23 protein-coding genes, 1 tRNA gene and 1 other RNA gene are annotated in these 25,063 nt (G+C 62.0%); 4 read left to right on the top strand and 21 right to left on the bottom strand.

Annotation, left to right across the window (positions count from 1 at the left end):
* Positions 1-17: 17 nt before the first annotated feature.
* From K3179_RS09950 to pyrH, 8 genes are all read right to left on the bottom strand, one after another.
* Positions 18-701 (bottom strand): OmpH family outer membrane protein, encoded by a 684-nt coding sequence (locus tag K3179_RS09950; RefSeq protein ID WP_221564553.1) that lies wholly within the window; start codon positions 699-701, stop codon positions 18-20.
* Positions 701-3,415, bottom strand: coding sequence for an outer membrane protein assembly factor BamA (gene bamA / locus K3179_RS09945; RefSeq protein ID WP_221564544.1), 2,715 nt, complete (start codon positions 3,413-3,415; stop codon positions 701-703). Before bamA ends, K3179_RS09950 begins: the two co-directional genes overlap by 1 nt.
* 133 nt (positions 3,416-3,548) lie before the next feature.
* Entirely contained in the window at positions 3,549-4,688 is a 1,140-nt protein-coding gene (gene rseP / locus K3179_RS09940; RefSeq protein ID WP_345722631.1) for an RIP metalloprotease RseP, read from the bottom strand.
* Between the two features lies 1 nt (position 4,689).
* A complete protein-coding gene (locus tag K3179_RS09935; protein WP_221564542.1) occupies positions 4,690-5,847 on the bottom strand; it encodes a 1-deoxy-D-xylulose-5-phosphate reductoisomerase in 1,158 nt (385 codons plus the stop codon).
* Positions 5,844-6,545: a phosphatidate cytidylyltransferase gene (locus K3179_RS09930; protein ID WP_247712931.1), complete on the bottom strand. Its 702-nt coding sequence runs from the start codon at positions 6,543-6,545 to the stop codon at positions 5,844-5,846. Before K3179_RS09930 ends, K3179_RS09935 begins: the two co-directional genes overlap by 4 nt.
* Positions 6,532-7,215, bottom strand: coding sequence for a polyprenyl diphosphate synthase (gene uppS / locus K3179_RS09925; protein ID WP_221564538.1), 684 nt, complete (start codon positions 7,213-7,215; stop codon positions 6,532-6,534). The genes K3179_RS09930 and uppS overlap by 14 nt, the downstream gene beginning before the upstream one ends.
* Positions 7,216-7,237: 22 nt before the next feature.
* Positions 7,238-7,795 carry a ribosome recycling factor gene (frr, locus tag K3179_RS09920; protein WP_221564536.1) on the bottom strand — a complete coding sequence of 186 codons (558 nt, stop codon included), beginning with the start codon at positions 7,793-7,795 and terminating at the stop codon, positions 7,238-7,240.
* A 29-nt stretch (positions 7,796-7,824) separates the two neighbouring features.
* Positions 7,825-8,550, bottom strand: coding sequence for a UMP kinase (gene pyrH, locus K3179_RS09915; RefSeq protein ID WP_221564534.1), 726 nt, complete (start codon positions 8,548-8,550; stop codon positions 7,825-7,827).
* A gap of 123 nt (positions 8,551-8,673) precedes the next feature.
* Here pyrH and K3179_RS09910 point away from each other — a divergent pair, with 123 nt between their 5' ends.
* Positions 8,674-9,471: a hypothetical protein gene (locus K3179_RS09910; protein ID WP_221564532.1), complete on the top strand. Its 798-nt coding sequence runs from the start codon at positions 8,674-8,676 to the stop codon at positions 9,469-9,471.
* Between the two features lie 73 nt (positions 9,472-9,544).
* Here K3179_RS09910 and tsf read toward each other — a convergent pair whose 3' ends face one another.
* Together tsf and rpsB are read right to left on the bottom strand one after the other, a co-directional pair.
* Positions 9,545-10,471 carry a translation elongation factor Ts gene (gene tsf / locus K3179_RS09905; protein WP_221564530.1) on the bottom strand — a complete coding sequence of 309 codons (927 nt, stop codon included), beginning with the start codon at positions 10,469-10,471 and terminating at the stop codon, positions 9,545-9,547.
* Between the two features lie 118 nt (positions 10,472-10,589).
* Positions 10,590-11,339 (bottom strand): 30S ribosomal protein S2, encoded by a 750-nt coding sequence (gene rpsB / locus K3179_RS09900; protein WP_221564528.1) that lies wholly within the window; start codon positions 11,337-11,339, stop codon positions 10,590-10,592.
* Between the two features lie 353 nt (positions 11,340-11,692).
* Between rpsB and K3179_RS09895 the strand changes: the two genes are divergently transcribed.
* Positions 11,693-11,932, top strand: a complete 240-nt coding sequence (locus K3179_RS09895; protein WP_221564518.1) for a hypothetical protein — start codon at positions 11,693-11,695, stop codon at positions 11,930-11,932.
* Here K3179_RS09895 and K3179_RS09890 read toward each other — a convergent pair.
* From K3179_RS09890 to K3179_RS09875, 4 genes are all read right to left on the bottom strand, one after another.
* Positions 11,901-12,653 carry a CDP-alcohol phosphatidyltransferase family protein gene (locus K3179_RS09890; RefSeq protein WP_221565546.1) on the bottom strand — a complete coding sequence of 251 codons (753 nt, stop codon included), beginning with the start codon at positions 12,651-12,653 and terminating at the stop codon, positions 11,901-11,903. The genes K3179_RS09895 and K3179_RS09890 overlap by 32 nt on opposite strands.
* Before the next feature lie 86 nt (positions 12,654-12,739).
* Positions 12,740-13,489, bottom strand: coding sequence for a phosphatidylserine decarboxylase (locus K3179_RS09885; RefSeq protein ID WP_221564516.1), 750 nt, complete (start codon positions 13,487-13,489; stop codon positions 12,740-12,742).
* Between the two features lie 41 nt (positions 13,490-13,530).
* On the bottom strand, positions 13,531-14,673 hold the full coding sequence (locus K3179_RS09880) for a beta-ketoacyl-ACP synthase III (protein WP_247712930.1): 1,143 nt from the start codon (positions 14,671-14,673) through the stop codon (positions 13,531-13,533).
* 72 nt (positions 14,674-14,745) lie between these two features.
* Positions 14,746-14,831 (bottom strand) — tRNA-Tyr (locus tag K3179_RS09875).
* A gap of 152 nt (positions 14,832-14,983) precedes the next feature.
* Here K3179_RS09875 and rlmB point away from each other — a divergent pair.
* Positions 14,984-15,775: a 23S rRNA (guanosine(2251)-2'-O)-methyltransferase RlmB gene (rlmB, locus tag K3179_RS09870; protein ID WP_221564514.1), complete on the top strand. Its 792-nt coding sequence runs from the start codon at positions 14,984-14,986 to the stop codon at positions 15,773-15,775.
* 30 nt (positions 15,776-15,805) lie between these two features.
* Positions 15,806-16,666 carry a hypothetical protein gene (locus K3179_RS09865; protein ID WP_221564512.1) on the top strand — a complete coding sequence of 287 codons (861 nt, stop codon included), beginning with the start codon at positions 15,806-15,808 and terminating at the stop codon, positions 16,664-16,666.
* 113 nt (positions 16,667-16,779) lie between these two features.
* Here the strand turns inward: K3179_RS09865 and K3179_RS09860 are convergent, their stop codons facing one another.
* The 7 genes from K3179_RS09860 to hrpB all read right to left on the bottom strand — a co-directional run bounded on the left by K3179_RS09860 (position 16,780) and on the right by hrpB (position 24,906).
* Positions 16,780-17,052, bottom strand: coding sequence for an HU family DNA-binding protein (locus K3179_RS09860; RefSeq protein ID WP_090481341.1), 273 nt, complete (start codon positions 17,050-17,052; stop codon positions 16,780-16,782).
* 245 nt (positions 17,053-17,297) lie between these two features.
* Positions 17,298-19,694: an endopeptidase La gene (lon, locus tag K3179_RS09855; protein WP_221564510.1), complete on the bottom strand. Its 2,397-nt coding sequence runs from the start codon at positions 19,692-19,694 to the stop codon at positions 17,298-17,300.
* A gap of 132 nt (positions 19,695-19,826) precedes the next feature.
* Positions 19,827-20,165 carry a YbaB/EbfC family nucleoid-associated protein gene (locus K3179_RS09850; protein WP_090481338.1) on the bottom strand — a complete coding sequence of 113 codons (339 nt, stop codon included), beginning with the start codon at positions 20,163-20,165 and terminating at the stop codon, positions 19,827-19,829.
* Positions 20,162-21,985, bottom strand: coding sequence for a DNA polymerase III subunit gamma/tau (locus tag K3179_RS09845; protein ID WP_221564508.1), 1,824 nt, complete (start codon positions 21,983-21,985; stop codon positions 20,162-20,164). The genes K3179_RS09850 and K3179_RS09845 overlap by 4 nt, the downstream gene beginning before the upstream one ends.
* Positions 21,986-22,035: 50 nt before the next feature.
* Positions 22,036-22,130: signal recognition particle sRNA small type (gene ffs / locus K3179_RS09840), an RNA gene on the bottom strand.
* Positions 22,131-22,186: 56 nt separating this feature from the next.
* Entirely contained in the window at positions 22,187-22,465 is a 279-nt protein-coding gene (locus tag K3179_RS09835; protein ID WP_090481332.1) for an ETC complex I subunit, read from the bottom strand.
* Between the two features lie 17 nt (positions 22,466-22,482).
* On the bottom strand, positions 22,483-24,906 hold the full coding sequence (hrpB, locus tag K3179_RS09830; protein ID WP_345722620.1) for an ATP-dependent helicase HrpB: 2,424 nt from the start codon (positions 24,904-24,906) through the stop codon (positions 22,483-22,485).
* Between the last annotated feature and the right edge of the window lie 157 nt (positions 24,907-25,063).

Raw genomic sequence — 25,063 nt, 5'->3', positions numbered from 1 at the left:
TGCTCCCTGTTCGGCTCTTAGCGTCCGGACGCGGCCGGCTGCTGGGTCTGCTGCTGTGCGGCTGCCTGCTGCTGGCGGGCTGCGGCGACCATCAGGATCTGCTGGACCTGCTGGTAAAGCGCGACCGACTGCTGCGCGGGCTGCCAGCCCTGCGGAGGAGTGATCTGGACCGAAGGGACGCGCGTGTTGAGAGCCGCGACGACCTTTTGGGTCACGTTCGCTGCCGGAGCCGAATACTGGACCGCATCGGGCGAAAGAACGAGCTGGAGATTGTCCTGCTGGACCACGGTCTGCAGCGCAGCGTTGTACTGGAGCAGGATCTGCTCGATCGCGTAGATGCGTGCACCGTCGATCTGGTTCGAAAGCTGTGCGGTTTCGTTTTCAAGGGTCTGCAGCTGCTGGGCCTGCGGAGCGTTCTGCGCGGCCTGCTGTTCCGCCGGATCGAGTTGACCATCGTTATTCGTGTCGAGCTGCTGCAGGAGCGTCTGCATCTGCTGCTGCTTCTGCTGGATCTGCGTGATCTGCGAAGCATAGGTGGTCGAGATCTGCTGGTAGGCGGTCGTGCGTGCGGTAGCCTGTGCCACGGCAGCCGGGACACTCACGATCCCGATGTTGCCGTTCACCTGCGCGGCTGCCGGAGTGGCTGCCATTGCAGCGGTGGCGAGGCTCGCAGCTGCGAGCGACTTGGTAATCAGTTTCATTAGAATTGCGTTCCTACATTGAAGGAAATGGTCTTGGTATCGTCACCCTCTTGCTTCTTAATCGTCTGGGATAGATCGATCCTGAACGGGCCGAAGGGCGAGTTCCAGTTGATACCGACACCCGCGGTAATGCGCGGACTGATGCTGTCGCCGAACAGGACTTCACGGTAGAAGCCGTTCGGGTCGAGAACCGGGGTGTTTGCGTTTCCATCCGCGTCCACGGCATCGAACGTGTTGCCGGAAACCGGGGCTCCGTCGGCGTCGAGCTGCGGATTGCCATCGGCATCGTAGAGCGGACCGAAGAAGATCGGTTCCCCACCGGAGCGCGACTGGAAGCTGTTGGGGAAGTCATCGAGCTGCGGACGATCGATCGCGAAGAGCGAACCCACATCCAGCCAGAGCGAGGGACGAATACCCATTTCACGTGCACCCGATCCAAGCGGGATTTCGAGCTCTGCGCGTGCGAGGTAATAGGCCCTGCCGCCCAGCGCGTCGTCGAATGCGCGGTTCTTGGTTTCACGGAACTGGTCGATGGTCTCGAGAACGCGGGCAGTCGTCGGATCGCCATCGTCATCGAGATAGCGCAGGCGTACCACGCGAGGACCGACGCCGCGAATGTCGAAGCCGCGGAACTGCGGTTCGCCAAGGAAGAAGCGGTCGGTCAGGCGCACGTCGTCGAAGCCCGGCGTGTCGTTCTCGCTGAGAGCGCGGATCCAGCCACCTTCCGCGTTGAGCGAAAAGATGAGACCGCTGCCGAGATTGAACCACTTGCCCATCTGCGAGCGCATGCGAAGATATTTCACATTGCCGCCGAGGCCAGCGAACTCACCCGTGACACTGATCGTTTCGCCGCGCGTCGGACGCACGCGGCTGTCGAGCGAATTGTAGTTCAGCGTCGCGCCAAGGATCGAAACGGTCCGTTCGCCCACCGCTTCGCAGATGAAGCGCGACTGGAGGCATTCGGCCACGCCGTCGCCGTCCGTATCCTCGAAGAAGCCGTCGCCGATGGATACATCTTCGTACTGGAAGGTATAGCTACCGATCAGCGACATGTATTCCGAAAGCGGAACGCCGGCGCGCATCGTAAAGCCGGTCTGGGCCTGCTTGTACCGGTTGAAATCGGTCGCGAAGAAATCGTTATCGTATTCGCGGTGATAAATGTCCGCGCCGAGCGAGATGTTGCGATCGAATACGTAGGGTTCCGAGAAGCTGACCTGCGCCGACTTCGAGAAACGCGAGTAGTTCACGCTGAGACCGACGGTCTGGCCGCGGCCGCGGAAGTTGCGCTGGCGGATCGAGCCCGACAGGATGAAGCTCTGGATCGAGGAGAAGCCAGCCGAAAGCTGGAGCTCACCGGTGGGCTGCTCTTCGATGTTCGCTTCGAGGACGATACGGTCGGGCGCACTGCCTTCGACCTGCGTGATCTCGAAGTTCTCCTGGAAATAGCCCAGCGACTTGATACGCGCTTCGGAACGGCGGATTGCGAGCGAATTGAACGCGTCACCTTCCGCGACACGAAATTCGCGGCGCACGACCTTGTCCTGCGTCAGCGTGTTCCCGTTCACGTCGATCCGCTCGACATAGACGCGAGGAGCTTCGCGAAGGACGAAGTTGACGTCCATGGTCAGCGTTTCGGGATTGCGCGTGAACTGCGGCGCCACCTCGGCGAAAGCATAGCCGAAGGTCCCGGCCAGTTCGGTCATCTGTTCGACCGTGTCTTCGACGCGTTCTGCATCGTACCAGTCCCCGCTCTTCATCGGCAGGCGGGCGGTCATCGCGTCGCTGTCGAAATCGCGAAGTTCGCTTTCGACGCTGACATCGCCGAACTTGTAACGCTCACCCTCTTCGACGACGAAGGTGATGATGAAGTCTTCCTTGTCCGGGGTCAGTTCGGCCACTGCCGAGACGACACGGAAATCGGCATAGCCCTGCGTCAGGTAGAAGGTACGCAGCTGCTGCTGGTCGAAAGCCAGACGGTCGGGGTCGTAACTCGTGTTGGAGCTGAAGAAGGTCCACAGGCGCGACTGCTTGGTGACCATCTCGCCGCGCAGGTCGCTGTCGGAGAAGGCCTCGTTGCCGATGATGTTGATCTGGCGGATCTTGGACTTCGGACCTTCCTCGATCTCGAAGACGATATCGACGCGGTTCTGGCTAAGCTGGACGAGCTGCGGTTCGACCGTCGCTGCGAAGCGGCCCTGGCGCTTGTAAAGCTCGATGATGCGGGCAACGTCGGCACGCACCTTGGAACGGGTGAAGATCTGGCGCGGGGCAAGGCGGATTTCGGGAATGATCTTGTCATTCTTGATCCGCTCGTTCCCTTCCAGGATGATGCGGTTGATGACCGGGTTTTCGGTCACGGTGATGACCACATTGCCGTCCGTGTTCGTCACGCTGACGTTCGAGAACAGTTCCGTCGCGTAAAGATCCTTGAGGACCTGGTCGCCTGCGGCCTGGGTATATGCATCGCCCGGCCGAAGTCGGATGTAGGACAGGATGGTCTGCGGCTCGAGGCGCTGGGCACCGGCTACGGCGATCGAACGCACGACGTCCTGCTGGACCACGGTTCCGGCAGGCTGCTCGGCCTGCGTTTCTCCGGCATCCTGCGCCAAAGCCACGGCAGGCATGCCTGCCAGCACCGAACCGGCCATCAATCCGGCGACGAGCCGCGCGCCAAATGGTTTCGTCTCGCTTGCGGCGTTCGCAAAATCAGTCATCGACAAGGGAGTTCCCGTCCTCAAAAATACAAAAGACGCCTTGCGAAGCGCCTGAAGGCCCCCTGCCCCATGCGCGCCGCGCGATCAAGCCGTGTGACGCCGCAGACGCGCCTTCACCCGACCCTTTCCCCGCCTAATTCCCGAAGAACGGGAGTTTGGCGATATCTATGAAGGTGACGAAAATCATCAGCGCGAGCACAATTGCCACACCGGCCCGGTAGGCCACCTCCGTACTACGGGGGCCCAGCGGTTTCCGGCGGATCGCTTCCGCCGCGTAAAAAGCCAGGTGCCCGCCGTCGAGAGCCGGGATTGGCAGGAGGTTGATGAATGCCAAGTTAAGCGAGATCAGCGCGGCCAGATTGAAGAATGCAAGCGCCCCGAGGCTCAACTGTTCGCCAGCAAATTTGCCGATCGTGACGGGTCCGCCAAGCTCCTTTACCGAGCGTTCGCCGACCACGATCTGCTTGATACCAGTCACCATCATGTCGACCAGTCTGCCGGTCTGGACAAAGCTCAGGCTGACAGCCTCGACCGGTCCGACGCTCGCGAACCTTCGCTCGGTCACGGCAGGCGGGATACCGATCTGGCCGATGGTCGAGACGTTTCCGAACCGGTCCTCCGCCTTGATCGTGCGCGGAACCACATCGAAGTTCTGCAACTCGCCGTCGCGAAGGACCTCGATGTCGAGCGTGCGGCCCGGATACATCACGATCGCTTCGCGCAAGTCGAAGAAGCTGGAGACCTCCTTGCCCTCGACGCGCATGATCCGATCGCCGATCTCCAGCCCCGCCTCCTGCGCGGCCGAATCCTCGGCAAAAGCCGTAATTGTCGTTTCCATTGCCGGATCGGGCGACACGGGCTTGCCGAAGATCATGAAGAAGCTCGTGAAGATCGCCAGCGTCACAAGGATATTCATGGCCGGACCGGCGAACACGATCAGCGAACGCTTGCCGAGGCTGGCATGGTGAAAGCTGCCCTCGCGCTCTTCAGGAGTGGCGCGGGAAATAGCTTCCTTGTCCGGTACGCTGGCAGGGTTCATGTCGCCCTTGAACTGCACGTAGCCGCCGAGCGGCAGCGCGCAGAGTTTCCACCTCGTGCCACGTTTGTCGGTGAAGCCTGCGATTTCCTTGCCGAAACCGACGGCGAATGCCTCCGCGTGCACGCCGAACCAGCGGCCCACGAGGTAATGGCCGAGTTCGTGCAGCGTCACCAGCGGCCCCAGCAAGAGCGGGAAGCCGATGATGTACATCCAGAAGGGTATCGAACCGTCCAATTCAGCAAGTCTCCAGCATGGCGCTCGCGCGCTGTCTCGCGTCCTCATCGACGCGCAAAACCTCTTCGAGGGTCTGCGGCGGCGATGGAAGCTCGGTTTCCGTAAGGACGCGATCCACCATTACCGCAATACGGCTGAACGGGATGTTACCTGCGAGGAAAGCCGCCACCGCCACCTCGTTCGCGGCATTGAGGATACCCGGTGCAGCGCCGCCTGCCTGGGCCGCTTCTCTCGCGAGGCGGGTTGCGGGAAAACGCTCTTCATCCGGCGCATGGAAGGTAAGTTCGCCAATTGCCACAAGGTCGAGCGGGTCCATCGGCGTATCCATGCGGGCGGGATAGGCGAGGCAGGAAGCGATCGGCACGCGCATGTCTGACGGACCGAGCTGCGCAAGCGTCGATCCATCGCGATATTCGACCATCGAATGGATCACGCTCTGCGGATGGACGACGATCCTGATCTTGTCGAGCCCGACCGGAAACAGGTGATGCGCCTCGATCAGTTCGAGGCCCTTGTTGAACATGGTTGCACTGTCGACGCTGATCTTCGCACCCATGTCCCAGTTCGGGTGCGCGATCGCTTGGGCGGGCGTCGCCGCATCCAGCTGGGCCTGGCTCCACGTACGAAGAGGCCCGCCGCTGGCTGTGAGAGTGATGGTCCGGACCTCGGCCAACTTCCCGCCCTGCAGGCACTGGAAGATCGCGTTATGCTCGCTGTCCACCGGGAGCAGTGTCGCCCCGTGTTTCTCGACCGCCGCGGTCATTACCTCGCCGGCCGAAACCAGGGCCTCCTTGTTGGCCAGCGCAACAGTGGTGCCCTGTTCGATAGCCGCCATGACAGGACCAAGGCCCGCGCAGCCGACGATTGCGGCCATCACGATATCGGCAGGTCTTGCAGAAGCTTCGCACAGGGCCGCCCGTCCGGCAGCCGCCTCGACACCAGAACCGGCCAGAGCATCTTTCAATGCCCCGAGGAGATTGTCCTGGGCAATGACCGCGACATCGGCGTCGAATTCGCGTGCCAGCCTGGCCAGCTCTTCCACATTGGAATGGGCAGTGAGTGCCACCACACGCCACTGATCACGGTTGCGACGGACAAGATCAAGCGTGGACGCACCGACCGATCCGGTCGCGCCGAGGATGGAAATCGACCGCGTCATGCAGCAGCACCCAAGACGAATCCGACGATCAGGACTACGGGGATGATGCCGTCGGTCCGGTCGAACACCCCGCCGTGGCCAGGAATGAGGCGCGAGCTGTCCTTCACCCCGGCTTTGCGCTTGAGCCAGCTTTCGAGAAAGTCACCCGCCTGGGCAGCGACGGCTAGAGCCAGGCCCATGAGGACAATCGTCCCCACTTCGTTCATGTCGAAGCCCATCGTGGTCGGTCCGCTGACCTGGCGTGCCGAGAAATAGATGAACACCGCAAGCCAGATGCTTGCACCCACGACACCCCCCAACAGCCCCGCCCAGGTTTTCGACGGGCTGATCGAGGGCGCGATCTTGGGTCCGCCGATCGAACGGCCGAAGAAATAGGCGAATGTGTCGATCGCAATGACAGAGCCGACAATTCCGACCACGAGGCCGGGTGGCATCCGCGTCAGGACAAGGCCGGCGAAACCGATATAAAGTGCGCCCGCCAGGATTGCGGCCAGCCGGTAAGGCACGTTGCTTGTCGCCTTTACGACAAGCAGGACGAACTCGACGAAGGTTGCCAGCACGACTGCGGCAATGAACCAATCGAGCCAGGGATCCCCGGCAACCAGCGCCGCAACGGCAACGGCGACCATGACGGCCGCCGAGATCAGGCGCTTGGGCAGGTCCGCATTTTTCTTGGGCGTTGCTTCACCGTCCGCCAAATCGTCTCTCCCGTCCCGCAAACTGGTCCAGCGCATCCATCAGGTGCGCAGGCGTGAAGTCGGGCCACAACACTTCGGTGAACAGCATTTCCGCATAAGCGGCCTGCCACAAGAGGAAATTGGACAGGCGCACCTCGCCGCTGGTGCGGATCAGGAGATCGAGAGGCGGCAAATCCGCAGTAAACAGGTTGGCCGCGATACTCTCCTCGTCGATCGTGCCACTTTCAGCCGCCTTGCGAGCGGCACGGGCGATCTCCGCATGCGCGCCGTAATTAAGCGCAACAGCCAAAGTTCGCGAACCATGAGCCGTCTTGGCCAGCGCATCTTCGAGCATTTCCACGATATCGGGCGCAAGCGCTTGCCAATCGCCGACAATTTTTAGCTTCACATCGTTGGCAATGAATTCGGGCAAGTCCGATTTGATGAACTTGCGCATCAAATTCATCAGATCGTCGACCTCTTCCTCGGGCCGTTTCCAGTTTTCGCTGCTGAACGCGTAGAGCGTCAGGCACTCGACCTCGGTATCCTTGAGGCTACGCACCAGTTCACGCACGGCCTCGACACCCTTGCGGTGTCCCATGACGCGGGGCAGGTGCTTGCGCTTGGCCCAGCGACCATTGCCATCCATGATAATGGCCACGTGGCGCGCAGCCTTGGTGTCCTGGGTCATGGGAAATCGGAATCCCGAGCCGTTACTGGCTCAGGATTTCCTGCTGTTTCTTGGCCACCGCTTCGTCGGCATCCGCGACATATTTGTCGGTCAGCTTCTGGACTTCGGCTTCGGAACGCTTCTGCTCGTCTTCGGAGATTTCCTTGGATTTCTCGTCATCCTTGAGCGCTTCCATGCCGTCACGGCGCACATTGCGGATCGCGATCTTGGATTTCTCGCCATATTCCCCAGCAACCTTGGCCAGGTCCTTGCGGCGCTCTTCCGTCAGATCGGGCATCGGCAGGCGTACGTTCTGGCCGTCGATCATCGGATTGAGGCCGAGGTTGGCCTTCGCGATGCCCTTTTCGACAGCAGTGACATTGGCCTTGTCCCAGACCTGCACGCTCAGCATGCGGGGTTCGGGGGCGGACACGGTCGCGACTTGGTTCAGCGGCATCATCGAGCCATAGACTTCGACCACGACCGGATCGAGCAGGCTGGTGTTCGCGCGGCCGGTGCGCAGACCCGAAAGGTCGCCCTTCAGGCTGTCGACAGCGCCCTGCATACGGCGTTCGATATCGGCTTTGTCATATTTGGCCATAATGGCTTCCTCGTCTCTGTTCGTTTCTTTTATGCGGTGTGGTCGGTCACAACGGTCTGGACGCCGTTGCCCGAAAGAACCTTGGCGACATTGCCCTTTTCGCGGATCGAGAAGACCACGATGGGAATGTCGTTGTCACGGCACAGGGCGACAGCGCTGGCGTCCATGACCTTGAGATCGTCTGCCAGCACCTTGCCGTAACTGACGGTTTCATAACGCGTCGCGTCGGGGTTTTTCTTCGGGTCGCTGTCATAGATCCCGTCGACGCTGGTGCCCTTGAGCAGCGCGTCGCAGTTCATTTCGGCAGCGCGCAGGGCGGCTCCGCTGTCGGTAGTGAAGTACGGAGCACCCACACCCGCAGCAAAGATCACGATGCGCCCCTTTTCAAGGTGACGTTCCGCGCGCCGCCGGATTACCGGCTCGCAAACCTGGTCCATCTGCACCGCGCTCTGCACGCGGGTCTGCACGCCCAGCTGTTCGAGAGCGCTCTGCATCGCCAACGCGTTCATCACGGTGGCGAGCATGCCCATGTAATCCGCCTGTGCGCGGTCCATGCCCTGCGCGGCCCCTGCCATGCCACGGAAGATATTGCCGCCGCCGATGACGAGGCAAATCTCGAGGCCGGTATCCTTGGCGGCCTTCACTTCCTTGGCCAGTTCCAGCACGAAAGCCGGATCGATGCCGAAGTGCTGATCCCCCATCAGAACCTCGCCCGACAGCTTCAGGAGGACGCGGTTCATCTTTGGAAGGGTCATGCGGGGGTTCTCTACTTGTGGGGTTTGCGGCTCCTTAGCCATGAAGCGCCGGAGTCGCAAAGGGAAAGGCAAGCCGGCGATGAACGGTACGGAACGCTCCCGCCGACCTGCCGTTACCGGATAATGATCATTCAATCACAGAAATCCGTATCGCAACGTAGCGGCTGGCAGCGAATAGCGATCATCGTCGCCGTGGTGATGCAGATCGGTTCCACGTTCCTTCCCAGCCTCGGAGTGGGTGAGCCGATCGGCAGCCGCTCCGATGCGGAACGGACGCTGATCACTCCTGCCGGATGGGCGTTTGCGATCTGGGGGCCGCTTTATTTCGGTTCGGTTGTCTTCGCGATTTACCAAGCTCTCCCGGCGCAGAAATCGAACGCCTTGCTGCACCGGATCGGATGGTTCGCTGCGGCGGCTTTCCTTGGCAACGGATTGTGGGCGCTCTACACGCAGCTGAACGCGCTGGATGCCGTCTCGGTCATCATCATATCGACAGTGCTCGTCTGCCTTCTCGCGATCTACCGGACGTTCGTGGGACTTGATCGGGAATTCACCACTGCAGAGCGCTGGATCGTAATGCTCCCGCTAAGTGCCCTCGCCGCATGGCTGACGGCCGCGACCATCGTGAACATCGCCGCTGCCCTGCAGAACTACGGCATAGGACAGACCTGGCCCGAGGCGGCCACGGCGGCAGGCGTGGTTATGATCGGCGGCGTTATCGCAGCGCTGGCTATCTGGCGCGGGCGCGGAAACCCGGTTTATGCACTCGTGTTCCTGTGGGCGCTTTTCGCCATCTATTCGGCGGGCGGCCAGACTGCATCGCCCCTCGCCTATGCCACGATAGCCGCAGGCCTGCTGGTTCTCTTTGCCACTGTCTTCAAGTTGCGGTTCTCCGAGAACAGGCGACGCTGGTTCGGTTGATCAGCCGCACAAAGAAAAACGGCCGCCGGACCAATCGTCCGGCGGCCGTTTTCTTACTTATGGTGGGCTGGGATCAGCCGCCGACAGCAGCAGCCACTTCGGCTGCGAAGTCGGTTTCTTCCTTCTCGATGCCTTCACCAAGCTGGAAGCGGACGTAGTCCACCAGCTCGACCTTGGCGCCGACGTCCTTGCCAGCCTGCTCGACGACCTGTGCAATCGGCGTCTTGTTGTCGATCACGTAGATCTGGCTAAGCAACGCGTTTTCTTTCGCGTACTTGTTGACCGCACCTTCGACCATCTTTTCCTGGACGTTTTCGGGCTTGCCGCTCTCGGCAGCCTTCTCCTTGGCGATCGCGCGTTCACGCTCGATTACTTCGGCGTCGAGGCCGTCGGCGGTCAGCGCCTGCGGGAATGCGGCGGCGATGTGCATGCCGAGCTTCTTGCCCAGCTCTTCGAGCTTGGCCTTGTCGCCTTCGCTTTCGAGAGCAACCAGAACGCCGATCTTGCCGAGGTCGGGAGCGACAGCGTTGTGCATGTAGGGCACGATGACGCCGTTGGTGACCGAAACGGTCTTCATGCGGCGGATCTGCTGGTTCTCGCCGATGGTGGCGACATTGTTCGTCAGCTTTTCGGCAACGGTGCCACCGGTCGGGTAGGCAGCGTTCTTGAGCGCTTCGACATCGTCACCGTCGGTGGTCAGCGCCACTTCGGTCGTCTTGCGCACGAAATCCTGGAACTGGTCGTTCTTCGCAACGAAGTCCGTTTCCGAGTTCACTTCGACAGCAACGCCCTTCGTGGCTTCGACGGCGATGCCGACGAGACCTTCGGCCGCGGTACGGCTCGACTTCTTCTGGGCGGTGGCGAGGCCCTTGGCGCGCAGTGCGTCGACAGCGGCTTCGATATCGCCATTTGCGGCTTCGAGCGCCTTCTTGGCGTCCATCATGCCCGCGCCGGTCTTCTCGCGCAGGGCTTTCACGTCAGCGGCAGTGAATGCAGCCATGATAGTTTCCTTCTTGGTATCTTTAATGCGGAGGCACCGGGCCTGCTATGTTCAGCGGCCCGGCGCATAGTTCGCTTGTGTGACGGGAGCATGGCGCCCCCGCCTCACGAAAACGGTCTTAAGCCGCGGCTTCTTCCGGCGGATTTTCCATAGCTCCGACATCGGCACCGGAATCCGTCACGCCTTCGCCCTTGCCGGTGCGGGCAGCTTCGGCAACCGCATCGCAATAGAGCTTGATAGCGCGCGCAGCATCGTCATTGCCCGGGATCGGGAAAGCGATGCCGTTCGGATCGACATTGGTGTCGAGCACGGCGACCACCGGGATGCCAAGCACGTTGGCTTCCTTGATGGCGAGGTCTTCCTTGTTCGCGTCGATCACGAACATCACGTCGGGAATGCCGCCCATGTCGCGGATACCGCCGAGCGAAAGCTCCAGCTTGTCCTTCTTGCGCGTAAGGTTCAGCACTTCCTTCTTGGTCAGGCCGCTGGTGTCGCCCGAAAGCGTTTCTTCCAGCGTCTTGAGTTCCTTGATGGAGCCCGAGATCGTCTTCCAGTTGGTGAGCATGCCGCCCAGCCAGCGATGGTTGACGAAGTGCTGTCCCGAAGCGAGCGCAGCTTCGCGGATCGGGTCCTGCGCCTGGCGCTTGGTGCCGACGAACAGGACCTTGCCGCCCGAACGCGCGGTCTGGTTGATGAAGTCGAGAGCGCGCGCGAAGAGCGGCACGGACTGCGACAGGTCGATGATGTGGATGCCGTTGCGCGCGCCGAAGATGTACGGCTTCATGCGCGGGTTCCAACGGTGGGTCTGGTGGCCGAAGTGTGCGCCGGCCTCGATCAGTTGCTGCATGGTGACGGTAGGAGCCGCCATGGTCATTTCCTTTCCGGTTGTACCTCTGGAAGGCTGGAACCCGTGGTGCGGTATGTCCCGCGCCGGGCACCGGTATGAGCGCCTTCCATGTGGATTTGCCCGCTCGTTCAACCGGCCCGAATTGGCCGAATCTCAAGCGAACGGCGGCCCTTTAGCGGGCTTTTCGGGCGAAAGCCAGACTCGATTCATCGCAAAAAAGGGGAATCCTGGCGCTAAAAGCGCTTGACAGCATAGAACAAAACGGGAACATTGTTCTCATCGCCGGAACTACCGGCGGGCATTAGGGGTTTTCCCGTAGAATTACCCGGTCTGTCAACAGGTTTATCGACAGCACACGGGGAGGAGATGATCGGATGTTCGCACTGTTCCTCACTGCCGTTTTCGCCGCCGCCGCCATCGCGGCCGTGGCTGTGCTCGCCGATAGCGGACTGCGCTGGTGGTCCGCTTTCGGCCAGCTTCGGCACCGCCTGAAGCTGCCGACCGAAATCGAAAAGTGCGAGAGCGGTATGCGCCCGACGATCATTCACGGCGGTTTCACCCGCCCCGGTCGTACCCGTCCGGTTACGCGTCAGACGGTGCGTTGCGCCGCCTGATCCTGGAATACCGCATCAAGGTGTAGGGCAGCAGCAGCAGATAACCGACACCGATTGCGCTCAGTGTCCACCACGGTTCGACCAGCAATGCCGCGAACAGAAGCCCCACGAAGGCCAGCACCCACAACCTGATCCCCCGTCGCGGCCTGAGCGAAGTCCAGCTGGGCGTCGCCATGCTCGATATCATCAGCACGGCTACGGCAAGAAGCCATGGTCCGACCACGATCGGCGCACGAAAGATTTCGAGATCGGTCGCCGACCAGATGAAGAACGGCAGGAATGCAAGCCCCGCTCCCATGGGCGCCGGAACCCCCGTCAGGAAGCCAAGCGATTTATGCGGCTGTTCCTGCATGTCGATCTGCGCATTGAAACGTGCGAGCCGCAAGGCGCAGCAGATCGCAAGCGCGAGCGCGGCAAACCAGCCAAGCCGCGGCTCTGCCGACAGCGACCAAAGATAAATGATAATTGCCGGCGCCGTACCGAAGCTCAGCGAGTCCGCCAGACTGTCCAGTTCGGCTCCGAAACGCGACTGGGCATTGAGCGCACGCGCGATCCGGCCGTCCATTCCGTCCAGCAGTCCGGCCACGATGATCGCAATCGCGGCTGCCGCCCACTGCTCCGATATGGCGAAGCGAATACCGGTAAGTCCCGAACACAGGGCCGCCGCCGTAATGGCGTTGGGAGCCATCGCCCGCAGCGACAGTCCGCGTGACTTGCCCATAACCGGCTTTTCATCCTCGGCCGCCTTCGGGCCCAGCCGCGCACGTTCTTCGTACTGGCGATGCGGATCGGCTTCTTCGGGATGATTCACTGCGACACTCCTTCAAGCAGGCGCTGCGAACCGATTTCGGCGAGGACGGTTTCCCCTGCCACGACCTTCTGGCCGAGCATGACCCGCGACGCCGTACCTTTGGGAAGGTAGACATCTACGCGGCTGCCGAAGCGGATAAGCCCCACTCTCTGACCAACGCCCAGCGTGTCGCCCGGTTTCACGAAGGGCACGATGCGGCGGGCAACAAGCCCCGCTATCTGGGTGAAGCCGACGCAGACGCCATCGCTTCGCTCCACCAGGATATGCTGCCGTTCGTTCTCGTCACTGGCCTTGTCGAGTTCTGCATTGAGAAACTGGCCCGGCACGTAAACAAGCCGCTGGACCATGCCCGCAATCGGCGTCCGGTTGATGTGAACGTCGAAGACCGACATGAAAATCGAGACACGCACGGTCGGCTCGTCGCTGAGGCAAGGAAGGCCGTGACCATCGTCTACAACCAGCTCACGCGGTGGATTGACCTCGGTGATCTGCACGATGCGACCGTCGGCTGGCGATACGATCGCACTCTGGTCCTGCGGGACGACCCTTTCGGGATCGCGGAAAAATGCGAAAATCCCGAGCGACAGGAAAGCCATCGGCCATGCCAGCGTTTCCCACGCGAACAGGGCGAAAAGCAGCGAAATGCCCAGCGCCGCAATGCCGAACTTGCGGCCTTCCGGATGGATCGCGGGCAAGCCCCATTGCGCTTCGCCGCGCCCCTGGCTGTCGAGTAGATCACCTGCCATGTGCGAAGGCCTAGGCGCTGATTGCGCCGCTCACAAGCCGCCTACCCTGCCTTGCGCACGAAAACGGTTCCGGCGGAGTAGCCTGCGCCGAAGCTGCAAATCAGGCCCGTGTCGCCTTCTTGCAGGTCTTCGCTGTGCAGGTGGAATGCGATGATCGAGCCGGCGCTGGAGGTGTTGCCGTAGGTGTCGAGCACAGTGGGGCTCTCGTCCTCGTTCGCCTCGTGGCCCAGCACGCGATGCGCGATCAGGCGGTTCATTCCCGTATTCGCCTGATGCAGCCACAGGCGGCGAAGGGAAGTGGGATCGATGTCGATGCGCTCTGCCTCGTCCACGATCATCTGTGCGACCATCGGCACGACTTCCTTGAAAACCTTGCGGCCTTCCTGGACGAACAATTTGTCGGGACCACCTGCGTCTTCGGGATAAGCGCGGTTGAGGAAGCCGAAATTGTTGCGAATGTTGTTCGAGAAGACCGTCTTCAGCTTGGTGCCCAGGATGTCCCAATGCTCTTCGGGGGCGATGGCGGCATCTTCGACCAGCACAGCCGTGGCAACATCGCCGAAGATGAAATGGCTGTCGCGGTCGCGCCAGTTGAGATGGCCGCTGGTGATTTCGGGGCTGACGACCAGCACGCTCTTCGCGTTGCCTGCGCGAATGTAATCGGCGGCGGTCTGGATGCCGAAGGTGGCGGACGAGCAGGCGACATTCATGTCGAAGCCGAACCCATCGATGCCCAACGCCTGCTGGATCTCGATCGCCATTGCGGGATACGGGCGTTCCATGTTGGAGGCAGCGCACAGCACCGCGTCCACGTCTTCCGGCTTGCGCCCTGCCCGCTCGAGCGCGTCGCGCGCCGCCTTCACGCCGATCTCGGCCAGGATCGACAGCTCGTCATTCGAACGCTGGGGCCAGCGCGGTGCCATTACGTTTGGATCGAGAACCGGCTCCTTCGCCATCACGTGGCGTGCCTTGATGCCGCTGGCTTTCTCGATGAATTCGACCGAGCTTTCGGTCAGTGGCTGCATTTCACCCGAAGCGATCGCGTCCGCATTCTTTTCATTGTAGCGACGCACGTATTCGTTGAAGCTGGCGACCAGCTCCTCGTTGGTGATGCTCTCTTCGGGGGTGAACAATCCGGTCGAGGAAATGACGGGTCGGCCGGTCATCTGCATATGCTGAGTCATGCCGGCGTGCCTAGGCCCGGGAGCGGATGCTCGCAAGAGAGTTGCGCGACGTTTGCCTGGGAAAGAAGCCGGTGGTGGACAGGGCTGGATTCGAACCAGCGTACGCTTGCGCGGGCAGATTTACAGTCTGCTGCCTTTAACCACTCGGCCACCTGTCCACACGGGCTCGCCTGTTCTCTTCTCAGAGATATAACGTCGGAAACCCCTTGGGGTCCCTCGCCGAGAGGCGCCCCTTTGGCGAAGCGACGCTTGCCTGTCAATGCCCTCACTGGCAGGAGCGCAGCCCAAGCCGAAATACAGGATGGAAAAGATGGCAAAGGGCGAACGTAAACGCGCATTGAGAGGCCGCGCCGGCCGCATGAAGGGTGGACGCGGCAGCGGCAGGGCCAGTGCGGGTCATGTCCGCCTGTGGGGCCGCCACGCGGTTGAGGCGGCGTTGAAGAACCCCGATCGCGTGCACCGCAAGCTGTGGGCGACGCGCGAGGGGATCGAATCCCTCGACGGAGAACTCCCGCCGGACTTCCCGGTCGAATTTGCCGATGGGCAGGATCTTGCGCGGCTTGTCGCGAAGGATGCGCCGCACCAGGGCCTCGTGCTCGAATGTGCGGCACTGGAGGACAAGTTTCTGGACGAGGTGCTGGACGGCGATCCTGCGCGGCCGATCGTCCTGCTGGACCAGGTGACCGATCCGCACAATGTCGGAGCGATCATGCGCTCGGCCAAGGCATTCGGCGCGGCGGCGATCGTGACGCAGGATCGTCATGCCCCGCCCGAAGGTGGCGTCATCGGCAAGACGGCATCGGGGGCACTTGAAACGCTGCCGTGGATCCGGGTCGTCAATCTTGCCCGTGCGCTCGATGAAATTGCCGAGGCAGGATATTGGCGCATCGGCCTCACCGGCCATGCCGAGGCCACCTTGGCAGAGGCTTTGCCTGCCGGGCCTGTCGCCATCGTCCTTGGCGCCGAGGGAGAGGGCATGCGGCAGAATATCGAAGGCCATTGCGATGCGCTCGCGAGACTGCCGATCTCGTCCGAAATCGAGAGCCTTAACGTTTCCAATGCAGCTGCCGTGGCATTGTATGCCGTAGCTACGCGCAACTGACGGACCGACAAACTCGACCGGGGGGAATTCATGACTACACCGATTCGCGCAGCCACTCTGGCGGCGGCCAGCTCGCTCGCCTTGACCGGCTGCCTGCTGTCACCTGGCACTTTCACCAGCGAAATGCAGCTCATGAAGGACGGCACGTTCGCTTACAGCTACGATGGCGAAATCCAGATGCTGGCGCTGAGCAAGCTCGCGGAAATGGGCGCCAAGTCCGAAGAGAAGTTCGAAGCGGAATGCGTCGACGAGGAGACCTGGGAAGTGCGCGAGTGCTCGCTTGCGGAAGTGAATGAGCAACGCGCCGAATGGCAGGAGGGTGCAAGCGAACGCCGTGCCAAGGCCGAGCGAGAGGCCGAGCAGGCCAAGCAGATGCTCGGCGGGTTCGACCCGTCGGATCCGGAAGCGGCCCAGAAGCTGGCCGAGCAGCTGGAGCGCCAGCGCGGCTGGGAAACGGTAGAATACAAGGGCGACGGAATTTTCGATGTCGACTTCAGCGTCACGGGGAAGATGACCCACGCTTTCGCTTTCCCGATGGTCGAGAAAATGCCGATGGCGAACATGTTCGTCACGATGATGCTGCGCGACGGCAATCAGGTCCGCGTCGATGCTCCGGGCTTTGCGTCGCAGGGCGGCGGCAACCCCATGCAGGGCATGATGGCCGGGATGATGGGACTTGCATCGATGGGCAAGGCGAAGGGGGAAGGCGAGGATGGCGAGATGCCGAATATCCTCATGCCGAACGGGACTTTCACGATTGTCACCGACGGGCGCATCCTTGCCAACAATACCGACGAAGGACCCGTCAATAACCCCCGTGGACAGACGCTGGTCTGGGAAATCGACCAGCGCACCGAACAGGCGCCGACCGCGCTCATCGCGTTCGACTGAGGATCAAACTCCAAAGCCCAAAGAAAAACGCCGCAGCCACGCATGGAGCGGGCTGCGGCGTTTTATTTTCATAACTGCCAGCCGCACATTGGCGGGGCAGCAACGAAGCAGTCTTAGTTGACCGCGTCCTTGAGACCCTTGCCGGCCTTGAACTTCGGCTGGTTGGATGCCTTGATCGTCATCGGTTCGCCGGTGCGGGGGTTGCGACCGGTCGAAGCCTTGCGCTTGGCAACCGAGAACGTGCCGAAGCCGACCAGGCGGACTTCGTCACCGTTCGAGAGCGATTTGGTGATCGCGTCGAAAACGCCTTCGACGGCGCCTGCGGCGTCGCTCTTGGAAAGGCCACTCGAATCGGCAACCGCGCTGATCAGGTCGTTCTTGTTCATTTTGATGGAAACCCCCTCAATTGGTGTTTTGAAATAAAGCCGGTGAATCACGTCACCGAAGGCGAGGGAATTGAGAGGCTTTTGGGCGCGCTGTCAAAGGCAAAATCCGCGAAAAAGCGCCAACTTCGCGCCACGAATTCGATTTCTGCGATGAACCGTTCGGCTATTGTGTCCCGCAACGGGAAAAGCGCCCGGACCGCGGCCCGGACGCCTTTTCGATTCGCTGCAGTGCAACGTGTCTTTTGTTAATGTGCCGTAGGAGCCGCCGCACCTCCGGCGCCCGGGTTGACCGGCTGGCTCGCGAGGTCATCCGCCTCAGTCCATTCGATCGGTGCCGGGATCGCCGTGAGAGCATGTTCGAGAACCTCGTCGACATGGCTGACCGCCACGATCTCCAGGCCCTCCTTCACATTGTCCGGTATTTCCGCGAGATCCTTAACGTTTTCATCCGGGATCAGCACCTTCTTGATGCCTCCGCGCAGGGCTGCAAGCAGCTTTTCCTTGAGGCCGCCAATCGCCAGCACCCGGCCACGCAAGGTCACTTCGCCGGTCATCGCTACGTCTGCACGCACCGGTACGCCCGACAGGGTCGATACGATCGACGTCACCATGCCGACACCCGCACTGGGGCCGTCTTTCGGAACGGCGCCTTCGGGAAGGTGGATGTGGATGTTCTTGCGCTGGAAGATGCTGGGCTTGATGCCATAGGCAGGTGCCCGCGCCTTCACGAAGCTGAAGGCGGCGGCGACGCTTTCGTTCATCACTTCGCCCAGCTTGCCGGTGGTCTTGATTTCACCCTTGCCCGGTGTCGTGACGCTTTCGATGGTCAGCAGTTCGCCGCCCACTTCGGTCCATGCAAGGCCGGTGACGGCACCCACCTGCGGTTCGTCTTCGCTCATACCGTGCTTGAACTTGCGCACACCGGCGAACTCGCTGAGGTTTTCCGGCGTAATGGTGACTGCGGTCGCCTTGCCCTCGAGGATCTTGCGCAAGCTCTTGCGTGCCAGCCGTGCCAGCTCCCGCTCCAGCGTACGCACGCCAGCCTCGCGGGTATAGTAGCGGATGAGATCGCGCAGCGCCTCTTCGGTCAGCTCGAACTCTTCGGGTTTTAGGCCATGGTCCTTCACCTGCTTGGGCAGGAGGTGACGCGATGCGATTTCGACCTTCTCGTCCTCGGTATATCCTTCCAGCCGGATGATCTCCATGCGATCGAGCAGCGGCTGCGGCAGGTTGAGGCTGTTCGCAGTCGTCACGAACATGATGTCCGACAGGTCGAGATCGAGTTCGAGGTAATGGTCCTGGAACTTGTTGTTCTGTTCCGGGTCCAGCACTTCGAGCAGGGCCGAGGCGGGATCGCCGCGGAAATCCTGGCCGAGCTTGTCGATCTCATCGAGGAGGAAGAGCGGATTGCTCTTGCCGGCCTTCTTGAGGTTGGTGACGATCTTCCCCGGAAGCGAGCCGATGTACGTCCGGCGGTGACCGCGGATTTCCGCCTCGTCGCGCACGCCGCCAAGTGACTGGCGCACGAATTCGCGGCCGGTCGCTTTCGCGATCGACTTGCCGAGGCTGGTCTTGCCGACGCCGGGAGGGCCGACGAGGCACAGGATCGGGCCTTTCAGCTTGTTGGTGCGCGCCTGCACGGCAAGATATTCGATGATCCGGTCCTTGACCTTCTCGAGGCCATAGTGATCCGCATCCAGGATCTCCTGCGCCTTGCCGATGTCTTTCTTGACCTTGCTCTTCTTGCCCCACGGCAAGCCGAGCAGCACGTCGAGGTAATTGCGAATGACGGTCGCCTCGGCGCTCATCGGCTGCATGGCCTTGAGCTTCTTTAGCTCGGCCTCGGCCTTCGCCTTGGCTTCCTTCGACAGCTTGGTCTTGCCGATCTTCTCGGTCAGCTCGGCAATCTCGTTGCCGCCGTCTTCGTCGTCACCGCCCAGCTCGTTCTGGATCGCCTTGAGCTGTTCGTTGAGGTAATATTCGCGCTGGGTCTTCTCCATCTGGCGCTTCACGCGCCCGCGGATGCGGCGTTCCACCTGCAGCACCGACAGCTCGCCTTCCATGAAGGACATTACCATTTCCAGCCGCTTGAGCGGATCGGGCTCGATCAGCAGCGATTGCTTGTCCGACACCTTTGCATTGATGGCGGCGGCAATCGTGTCGGCGAGTTCGCCTGCATCGTCGATTTCGCGCAGCTGTTCGGCGGCGTCTTCCCCGACCTTCTTGTTGAGTTTGGCGTATTCGCCGAACTGGTCGACGACCTGGCGCATCATGGCCGTGACTTCGCTGCCTGCAGCGGTCGGCTCCTCGATGATCGAGACATCGGCCACGACATGCTCGCCTTCGGGGCGAAGCGCCTCGAGCTTTGCGCGTTCCTGGCCTTCGACCAGCACGCGCACGGTGCCATCGGGAAGCTTCAGCAGCTGGAGGACCTGCGCCACGACACCGAGGTCGTAAAGGTCGCTGCCTTCGGGGTCATCGCAGCCGGGATCCAGCTGCGAGAGGAGGAAGATGTCCTTCGATCCTTCCATCGCCACTTCGAGCGCCGCGACCGACTTGTCGCGGCCCACGAACAGCGGAACGACCATGCCGGGGAAAACGACAATGTCGCGCAGGGGAAGAAGGGGGAAACTCTCAGTCATATTCATGCGTCCGTTTGCGGTCCGCGAGGTTGGTGGGACCGTCCTTGACCCTGAATATGGGTGCGCCCCCCACGCTTCGCAACGTGGAGGGCGCAACATGTTGGGGATTGGGCGGCGCTCGGCGCGCCAGGCTTACATTCCCGGAAGGTTGAAGCCCGGCGGCAGTCCCATACCGCCCTGGATCTTCTGCATTTCTTCAGCCGACTTGCGGTCCGCCTTGTCGCGCGCGTCGTTGAAGGCGGCGGCCACGAGGTCTTCGACCATCTGCTTTTCTTCCGGCTTCATCAGGCTGTCGTCGATCTCGACACCGATAATGCGACCGCGAGCGGAGGCGCGGACCTTCACAAGGCCGCCACCGGCGGTTCCTTCGACTTCGATCGTGTCGAGCTTGGCCTGCGCCTCGCCCATCTGCGTCTGGATCGTTTCGGCTGCCTTCTGGGCTGCAGCGATCATTTCTTCCATCGATTTCATGCGTTTCGACTCCAGGGTATTTCGCGCCGTTGCGGGGGGAGCTCGGCGCCGTCTTCGATAAGTTCGGCATCGGGAAATGCCGCGAATGTGGCTTTCACCAGCGGATGTTCGCGTAGCTTGGCCTTGGCCTCTTCACGCTCCGCTTTCTCGATTTCAACCAGCGATGGGCGAGCCTTGGCCGGATCGCCGCTTTCCAGCGCCCAGCGTTCTCCGCTGATTGCGTAAAGCGCGTCCTTCAGCACCGGCTCGATCGCATCGCTGAACTTGTCCGACCGATGATAGACCAACCTGCCCTGCTCCACCAAGATCGGGCGTACCTGCAGGCGCATGATGCTGGCGGCCTGCAAATGACCGGCGTTGTCGACCTTGTCGACGAGCGTTTCCCAGTCGAGCGAAGCAGATGGCGCTCCAGCGCCGCTGGTGTCTTGAGAAGCGGCGGCAGGCGCCGGGCCGCGTTCGGCCAGTTCTTCCAGCTTTTTCGCCAGCTTTCCCGGATCGGGCAGGTTCGAAGCGTGGAGCACGCGCAACAGAGCCATTCGGGCGGATACGAGTGGATCGGGTGCCTGCCGCACCTCGTCATGCCCCTTGAGCAACAATTGCCAGAGGCGATGGACCTGACCGACTTCGAGCCGCTTCGCCCAGTCATCCAGTTGCTCGCGCTCTTCGGCGGTCGGTGCGTCGGCCTCTCCGGCCACCTGCGCAAGCGCGATGCGGTGGGTAAGATCCATGAGCGCGCGCATCAGCGACAAGGGCTCGACACCCAGTGCATACTGGTCGTCGACGGCCTTCAGTGCAGCCTTGGAATCGCCGTCGAGAAGGTGAGCGAACAGGCGCCGCTGCGCCCCGCGATCGGCAAGGCCAAGCATGTCGCGAACGCGTTCTGCAGAAACCTTCCCGCCGGTTTCCATGTCGGCATGGGCAATCGCCTGGTCGAGGATGGACAGGCCGTCACGCACCGAGCCCTCGGCAGCGTTGGCGATGATGTGCAGCGCCTCGTCCTCGGCCTCGACCCCTTCCTTGCGGCAGATTTCCGCAAAGTGCGATTCGAGCAATTCGACCGGGATACGGCGCAAGTCGAAACGCTGCGTGCGGCTGAGGACCGTGACCGGAAGTTTGTCCACCTCGGTCGTGGCGAAGAGGAATTTCACATGCGCCGGCGGTTCTTCAAGCGTCTTGAGCAAGGCATTGAACGCATTGCGCGACAGCATGTGAACTTCGTCGATGATGTAGATCTTGTAGCGCGCAGATACGGCCGCATAGCGTACCGCTTCGATGATCTCGCGAACGTCGTCGACGCCGGTATGGCTGGCGGCGTCCATCTCGATAACATCGATATGCCGACCTTCGGCGATCGCCGTACAGGGCTCGCAGACGCCGCAGGGGCTGATCGTCGGACCACCCTCTCCATCCGGACCGACGCAATTGAGAGCCTTGGCGATCAGGCGCGCGGTCGAGGTCTTCCCCACCCCGCGCACGCCGGTCATCAGAAACGCATGCGCCAGCCGGTCGCGAGCGATGGCATTGGCCAGCGTCCTGACCATTGCATCCTGGCCGATCAGTTCGGCAAAGGTCTGCGGACGGTACTTGCGTGCGAGCACACGATAAGGCTGCGCAGCCTCGGGCGCAGCTACGGCAGGAGCCGGGGCAGCTTCGGCCACGGCAACCGGGGGCTGTTCAGCAGGAGCCGGGGCGGGTTCGGGAGCGTCCCCGAACATCGAGTTCTGGCCAGCAGCCTCGAGCTCGGCAGCGCTCGGCGTGTCCGCTTCTTCAGCCTCGGCTTCCCACGGAAGACCGTCAGTATTGTCCGGTGAATCACCCATGCAGGATTAGGTAGGCGCACACGCGCCGAATGTCATGAAGGGTGTGGGAAAATAAAGGAGCCGAGCGACCCGTCGCAATTCACCTGGGCTGCTTCCTTCCGGACCTGACCCGGTGAGCGAACGCAAACGTCCACCCGACTCCCGGCGCGCCATATGGCGGCGGATTGCCCAGAATTCAACTCCGCATTTCAGGCGGAGCGATTACCGGAAATTATCGGCGTAGGCCTGCAGCTTCAGATTGTGAGGCGGCGTCGCGTGGACGCGGGCGGGAATGCCGTATTTTTCGGCGTATGCCTTGGCCTCGTCCTTGCTCGGGAACTTGAGCTGCACCTGGACCTGCGTATCGCCGCTGCCGGTCCAGCCCATCAGGGGATCGGCCTTGCGCGCTTCGGACTGTTCGAATTCCAGCACCCACTCATCGGTGCGGGCCTTGCCGGATTGCATCGCGCTTTGCGGACGTTGGTAGATTCTCGCTGCCATAGTGAGCGCCCCATAATTCAACCTCCCGATTTATGGAAGGCGTTCTTGGTCTTCAAACTCGGCTTTTCGGTCCACGGTTCCTCGGGCCAGCGATGCTTGGGATAGCGTCCCTTCATGTCCTTGCGCACATCGTCCCAGCTACCGCGCCAGAATCCCGGCAGGTCGCGGGTCGACTGAATAGGGCGTCCGGCAGGGCTGGTGAGCTTGAGCAGCAGGGGCGTCTTGCCGATCATGGGATGTCGCTCCAGCCCGAACAATGCCTGTACGCGGACTTCCACGCTGGGCGCATCGTCGCCGGTATAGTCGATCGGATGCGTGGTCCCGGCAGGCGAGGTAAATTCCCGCGGTGCCTCGCTATCCAGCTTTTGGCGAGCGTCCCAGTCGAGGAGATTGAGGAGCGCATCGACCAGCCGGCCTTTGGGCAAATCCAGATCGCGCCTGCCGGCCAGCAAAGGCACAAGCCATAGGTCGATAGTATCGCGCAAACTTTCAGGCTCAAACGCGTCGACACCGACAAAGGCAGCCCGAGCAGCAAGCGTCTGCGGAACCAGCTTTGCCGGGTTCTCCAACGCCTTTTCCACAAGGCTGTCCACAATAGCCTGCTCGTCAGGGGCCGGGTCGGGGCCGCTCGCCAACGTGATCGCGCCGAGCCGCCGCTCGAGCCGCGCTTCGATACGATTCCCGCCCCATCGCAAGACCGACCGCCCTTCGATCCGATCACCCAGCCAGCGCTCGAGATCGCCTTCCTCGAGCGCGATTGCCGAGGTGATCCGGGCGGCTTTGGCCTGCCCCTGCGCATCGCCGATAACGAGATAGGACGATCGGGCCAGCGACGACGTCGGATCCAGGGAAAAGCCCCTGCCCCCTGCGGATATCCAGCCCTCGCCACTTGCATCGCGTCGTTTGGCGATGAATTCGGGCCGACCCGCTGCGAGCATGATGGCGGCGGGTGGCGCTTCACCCCCTACCTGCTCCACAAGGTCCTTCGCCTGGGCTGCCCAACGCTTTGCCAATTTCCGGCTCGCCTCTGCACGCTGGCCGCGATCGCCGTCCCAACGTTGCAGGCGCGCTTCCAAGTCCTCTCCGCGCCCCCCCAGCGCCCTTTCCTGCAACAGGAGGGCCAGCTTGGCCGCACGTTCCGCCACGCCGTGTTCCGCCCCGAAAATGACCATCGCAGCCGAAGCCGGGTCCATCGGTAGCCGCGCCAGCTTCTCACCGGCTGGCGTAATGCGCCCTTCACCGTCGAGCGCGCCGAGCGCCTGCAAGGTGGTGCGCGCTGCAGCCACGGAAGGGGGGGAAGGCTTGTCGAGCCACTGCAACTCGGCCGGCTCGTTCGTGCCCCATTTCGCAAGTGTCAGGACCAGCGGCGCGAGGTCTGCGGTCTCCATCTCCGGAGGATCGAATGCGGGGCGTCCGGCATGGCCGCCCTCTTCCCACAATCGATAGGCAACTCCCGGACCCTGCCTCGCCGCGCGCCCTGCCCGCTGCGCCGCAGCCGCCTGGCTCGCGCGGTGCGTCACCAGATGCGTGGTGCCAGCTGCTCGGTCGAATTCGGCGCGGCGCGATAGTCCGGCATCGACGACCACCGAAACGCCGTCGAGCGTCAGCGAGGTCTCCGCAATCGCAGTGGCGAGCACGATCCGGCGGCGCCCCTGCGGATCGCGGCGGATCGCAGCGCGCTGGTCCGCGCCTTGCACCTGTCCGTGAAACGGAAGGACCACGGCTTCGGGCAGTCGCGCCTCCACTCGCTCACGCGTGCGCTCGATCTCACCCACGCCGGGTAGGAACGCCAGGATATCGCCTTTTTCGTCACGCCATGCCTGGGCGATGGCCGACGTCATGGCGTCCTCCACCCGCATTTGCGGCGAAGACCCGAGCCATTCGATGTGCAATGGGTGGGCGCGGCCTTCGCTTTCGATGACCGGCGTGTCCACGCCCAGCAAATCCGCGAACCGCGTGCCGTCGATGGTCGCCGACATGACAAGGACCCGCAGGTCGTCGCGCAGCACAGCGCGACTTTCCAGTGCCAGAGCCAGGCCGAGGTCACTGTCGAGATGACGCTCATGCGCCTCGTCGAACAGGACTGCCGAGACGCCCTCCAGTTCGGGATCCTGTACGAGCATGTTGACGAAAATCGCTTCGGTAACGACCAGGACCCGCGTTTTCGGACCCCGCTTGCTGTCGAGGCGGGTCAGGTAGCCGATCGTCTCGCCCGGCTTTTCGTCCAGCATCTCTGCCATGCGCTCGGCACCAGCGCGAGCCGCAACACGGCGCGGCGATGTGAGTATGATTGTGCCCGTGCACCAGTCCTGGGTAATCAAAGCAGGCGCAACGGCGGTCGTCTTACCTGCACCCGGAGGAGCGATGAGGACGGCGCCCGTACGCTCGCGCAGGCAATCAAGCAAATCCGGGATTACCTCAAAGATTGGAAGTATAGACACTGAATTTTCTGAACCAGCTTTGCGTGGGGATAGAGCGGACGGAACGGATTTTCCATAGCTGCACATCGAGCGTCTCATTTGCGCAGAGAAACATCCTTGAAATTAAGAAGATATTGCGATTTTTGGGCTAATCCGACGGATGGGTCACGAAGGGTAG

Origin of the sequence: Qipengyuania intermedia, from assembly GCF_019711615.1 — a bacterium.
Lineage (GTDB): Bacteria > Pseudomonadota > Alphaproteobacteria > Sphingomonadales > Sphingomonadaceae > Qipengyuania > Qipengyuania intermedia.
This window is presented reverse-complemented; position numbering and strand designations above follow the sequence as displayed.

Coding starts and splice junctions, on each gene's coding strand:
- K3179_RS09950 (WP_221564553.1), bottom strand. CDS start 701: ATGAAACTGATTACCAAGTCGCTCGCAGCTGCGAGCCTCGCCACCGCT.
- bamA (WP_221564544.1), bottom strand. CDS start 3,415: ATGACTGATTTTGCGAACGCCGCAAGCGAGACGAAACCATTTGGCGCG.
- K3179_RS09935 (WP_221564542.1), bottom strand. CDS start 5,847: ATGACGCGGTCGATTTCCATCCTCGGCGCGACCGGATCGGTCGGTGCG.
- uppS (WP_221564538.1), bottom strand. CDS start 7,215: ATGACCCAGGACACCAAGGCTGCGCGCCACGTGGCCATTATCATGGAT.
- frr (WP_221564536.1), bottom strand. CDS start 7,795: ATGGCCAAATATGACAAAGCCGATATCGAACGCCGTATGCAGGGCGCT.
- pyrH (WP_221564534.1), bottom strand. CDS start 8,550: ATGACCCTTCCAAAGATGAACCGCGTCCTCCTGAAGCTGTCGGGCGAG.
- K3179_RS09910 (WP_221564532.1), top strand. CDS start 8,674: ATGATCATTCAATCACAGAAATCCGTATCGCAACGTAGCGGCTGGCAG.
- tsf (WP_221564530.1), bottom strand. CDS start 10,471: ATGGCTGCATTCACTGCCGCTGACGTGAAAGCCCTGCGCGAGAAGACC.
- rpsB (WP_221564528.1), bottom strand. CDS start 11,339: ATGGCGGCTCCTACCGTCACCATGCAGCAACTGATCGAGGCCGGCGCA.
- K3179_RS09895 (WP_221564518.1), top strand. CDS start 11,693: ATGTTCGCACTGTTCCTCACTGCCGTTTTCGCCGCCGCCGCCATCGCG.
- K3179_RS09890 (WP_221565546.1), bottom strand. CDS start 12,653: ATGGGCAAGTCACGCGGACTGTCGCTGCGGGCGATGGCTCCCAACGCC.
- K3179_RS09885 (WP_221564516.1), bottom strand. CDS start 13,489: ATGGCAGGTGATCTACTCGACAGCCAGGGGCGCGGCGAAGCGCAATGG.
- K3179_RS09880 (WP_247712930.1), bottom strand. CDS start 14,673: ATGACTCAGCATATGCAGATGACCGGCCGACCCGTCATTTCCTCGACC.
- rlmB (WP_221564514.1), top strand. CDS start 14,984: ATGGCAAAGGGCGAACGTAAACGCGCATTGAGAGGCCGCGCCGGCCGC.
- K3179_RS09865 (WP_221564512.1), top strand. CDS start 15,806: ATGACTACACCGATTCGCGCAGCCACTCTGGCGGCGGCCAGCTCGCTC.
- K3179_RS09860 (WP_090481341.1), bottom strand. CDS start 17,052: ATGAACAAGAACGACCTGATCAGCGCGGTTGCCGATTCGAGTGGCCTT.
- lon (WP_221564510.1), bottom strand. CDS start 19,694: ATGACTGAGAGTTTCCCCCTTCTTCCCCTGCGCGACATTGTCGTTTTC.
- K3179_RS09850 (WP_090481338.1), bottom strand. CDS start 20,165: ATGAAATCGATGGAAGAAATGATCGCTGCAGCCCAGAAGGCAGCCGAA.
- K3179_RS09845 (WP_221564508.1), bottom strand. CDS start 21,985: ATGGGTGATTCACCGGACAATACTGACGGTCTTCCGTGGGAAGCCGAG.
- K3179_RS09835 (WP_090481332.1), bottom strand. CDS start 22,465: ATGGCAGCGAGAATCTACCAACGTCCGCAAAGCGCGATGCAATCCGGC.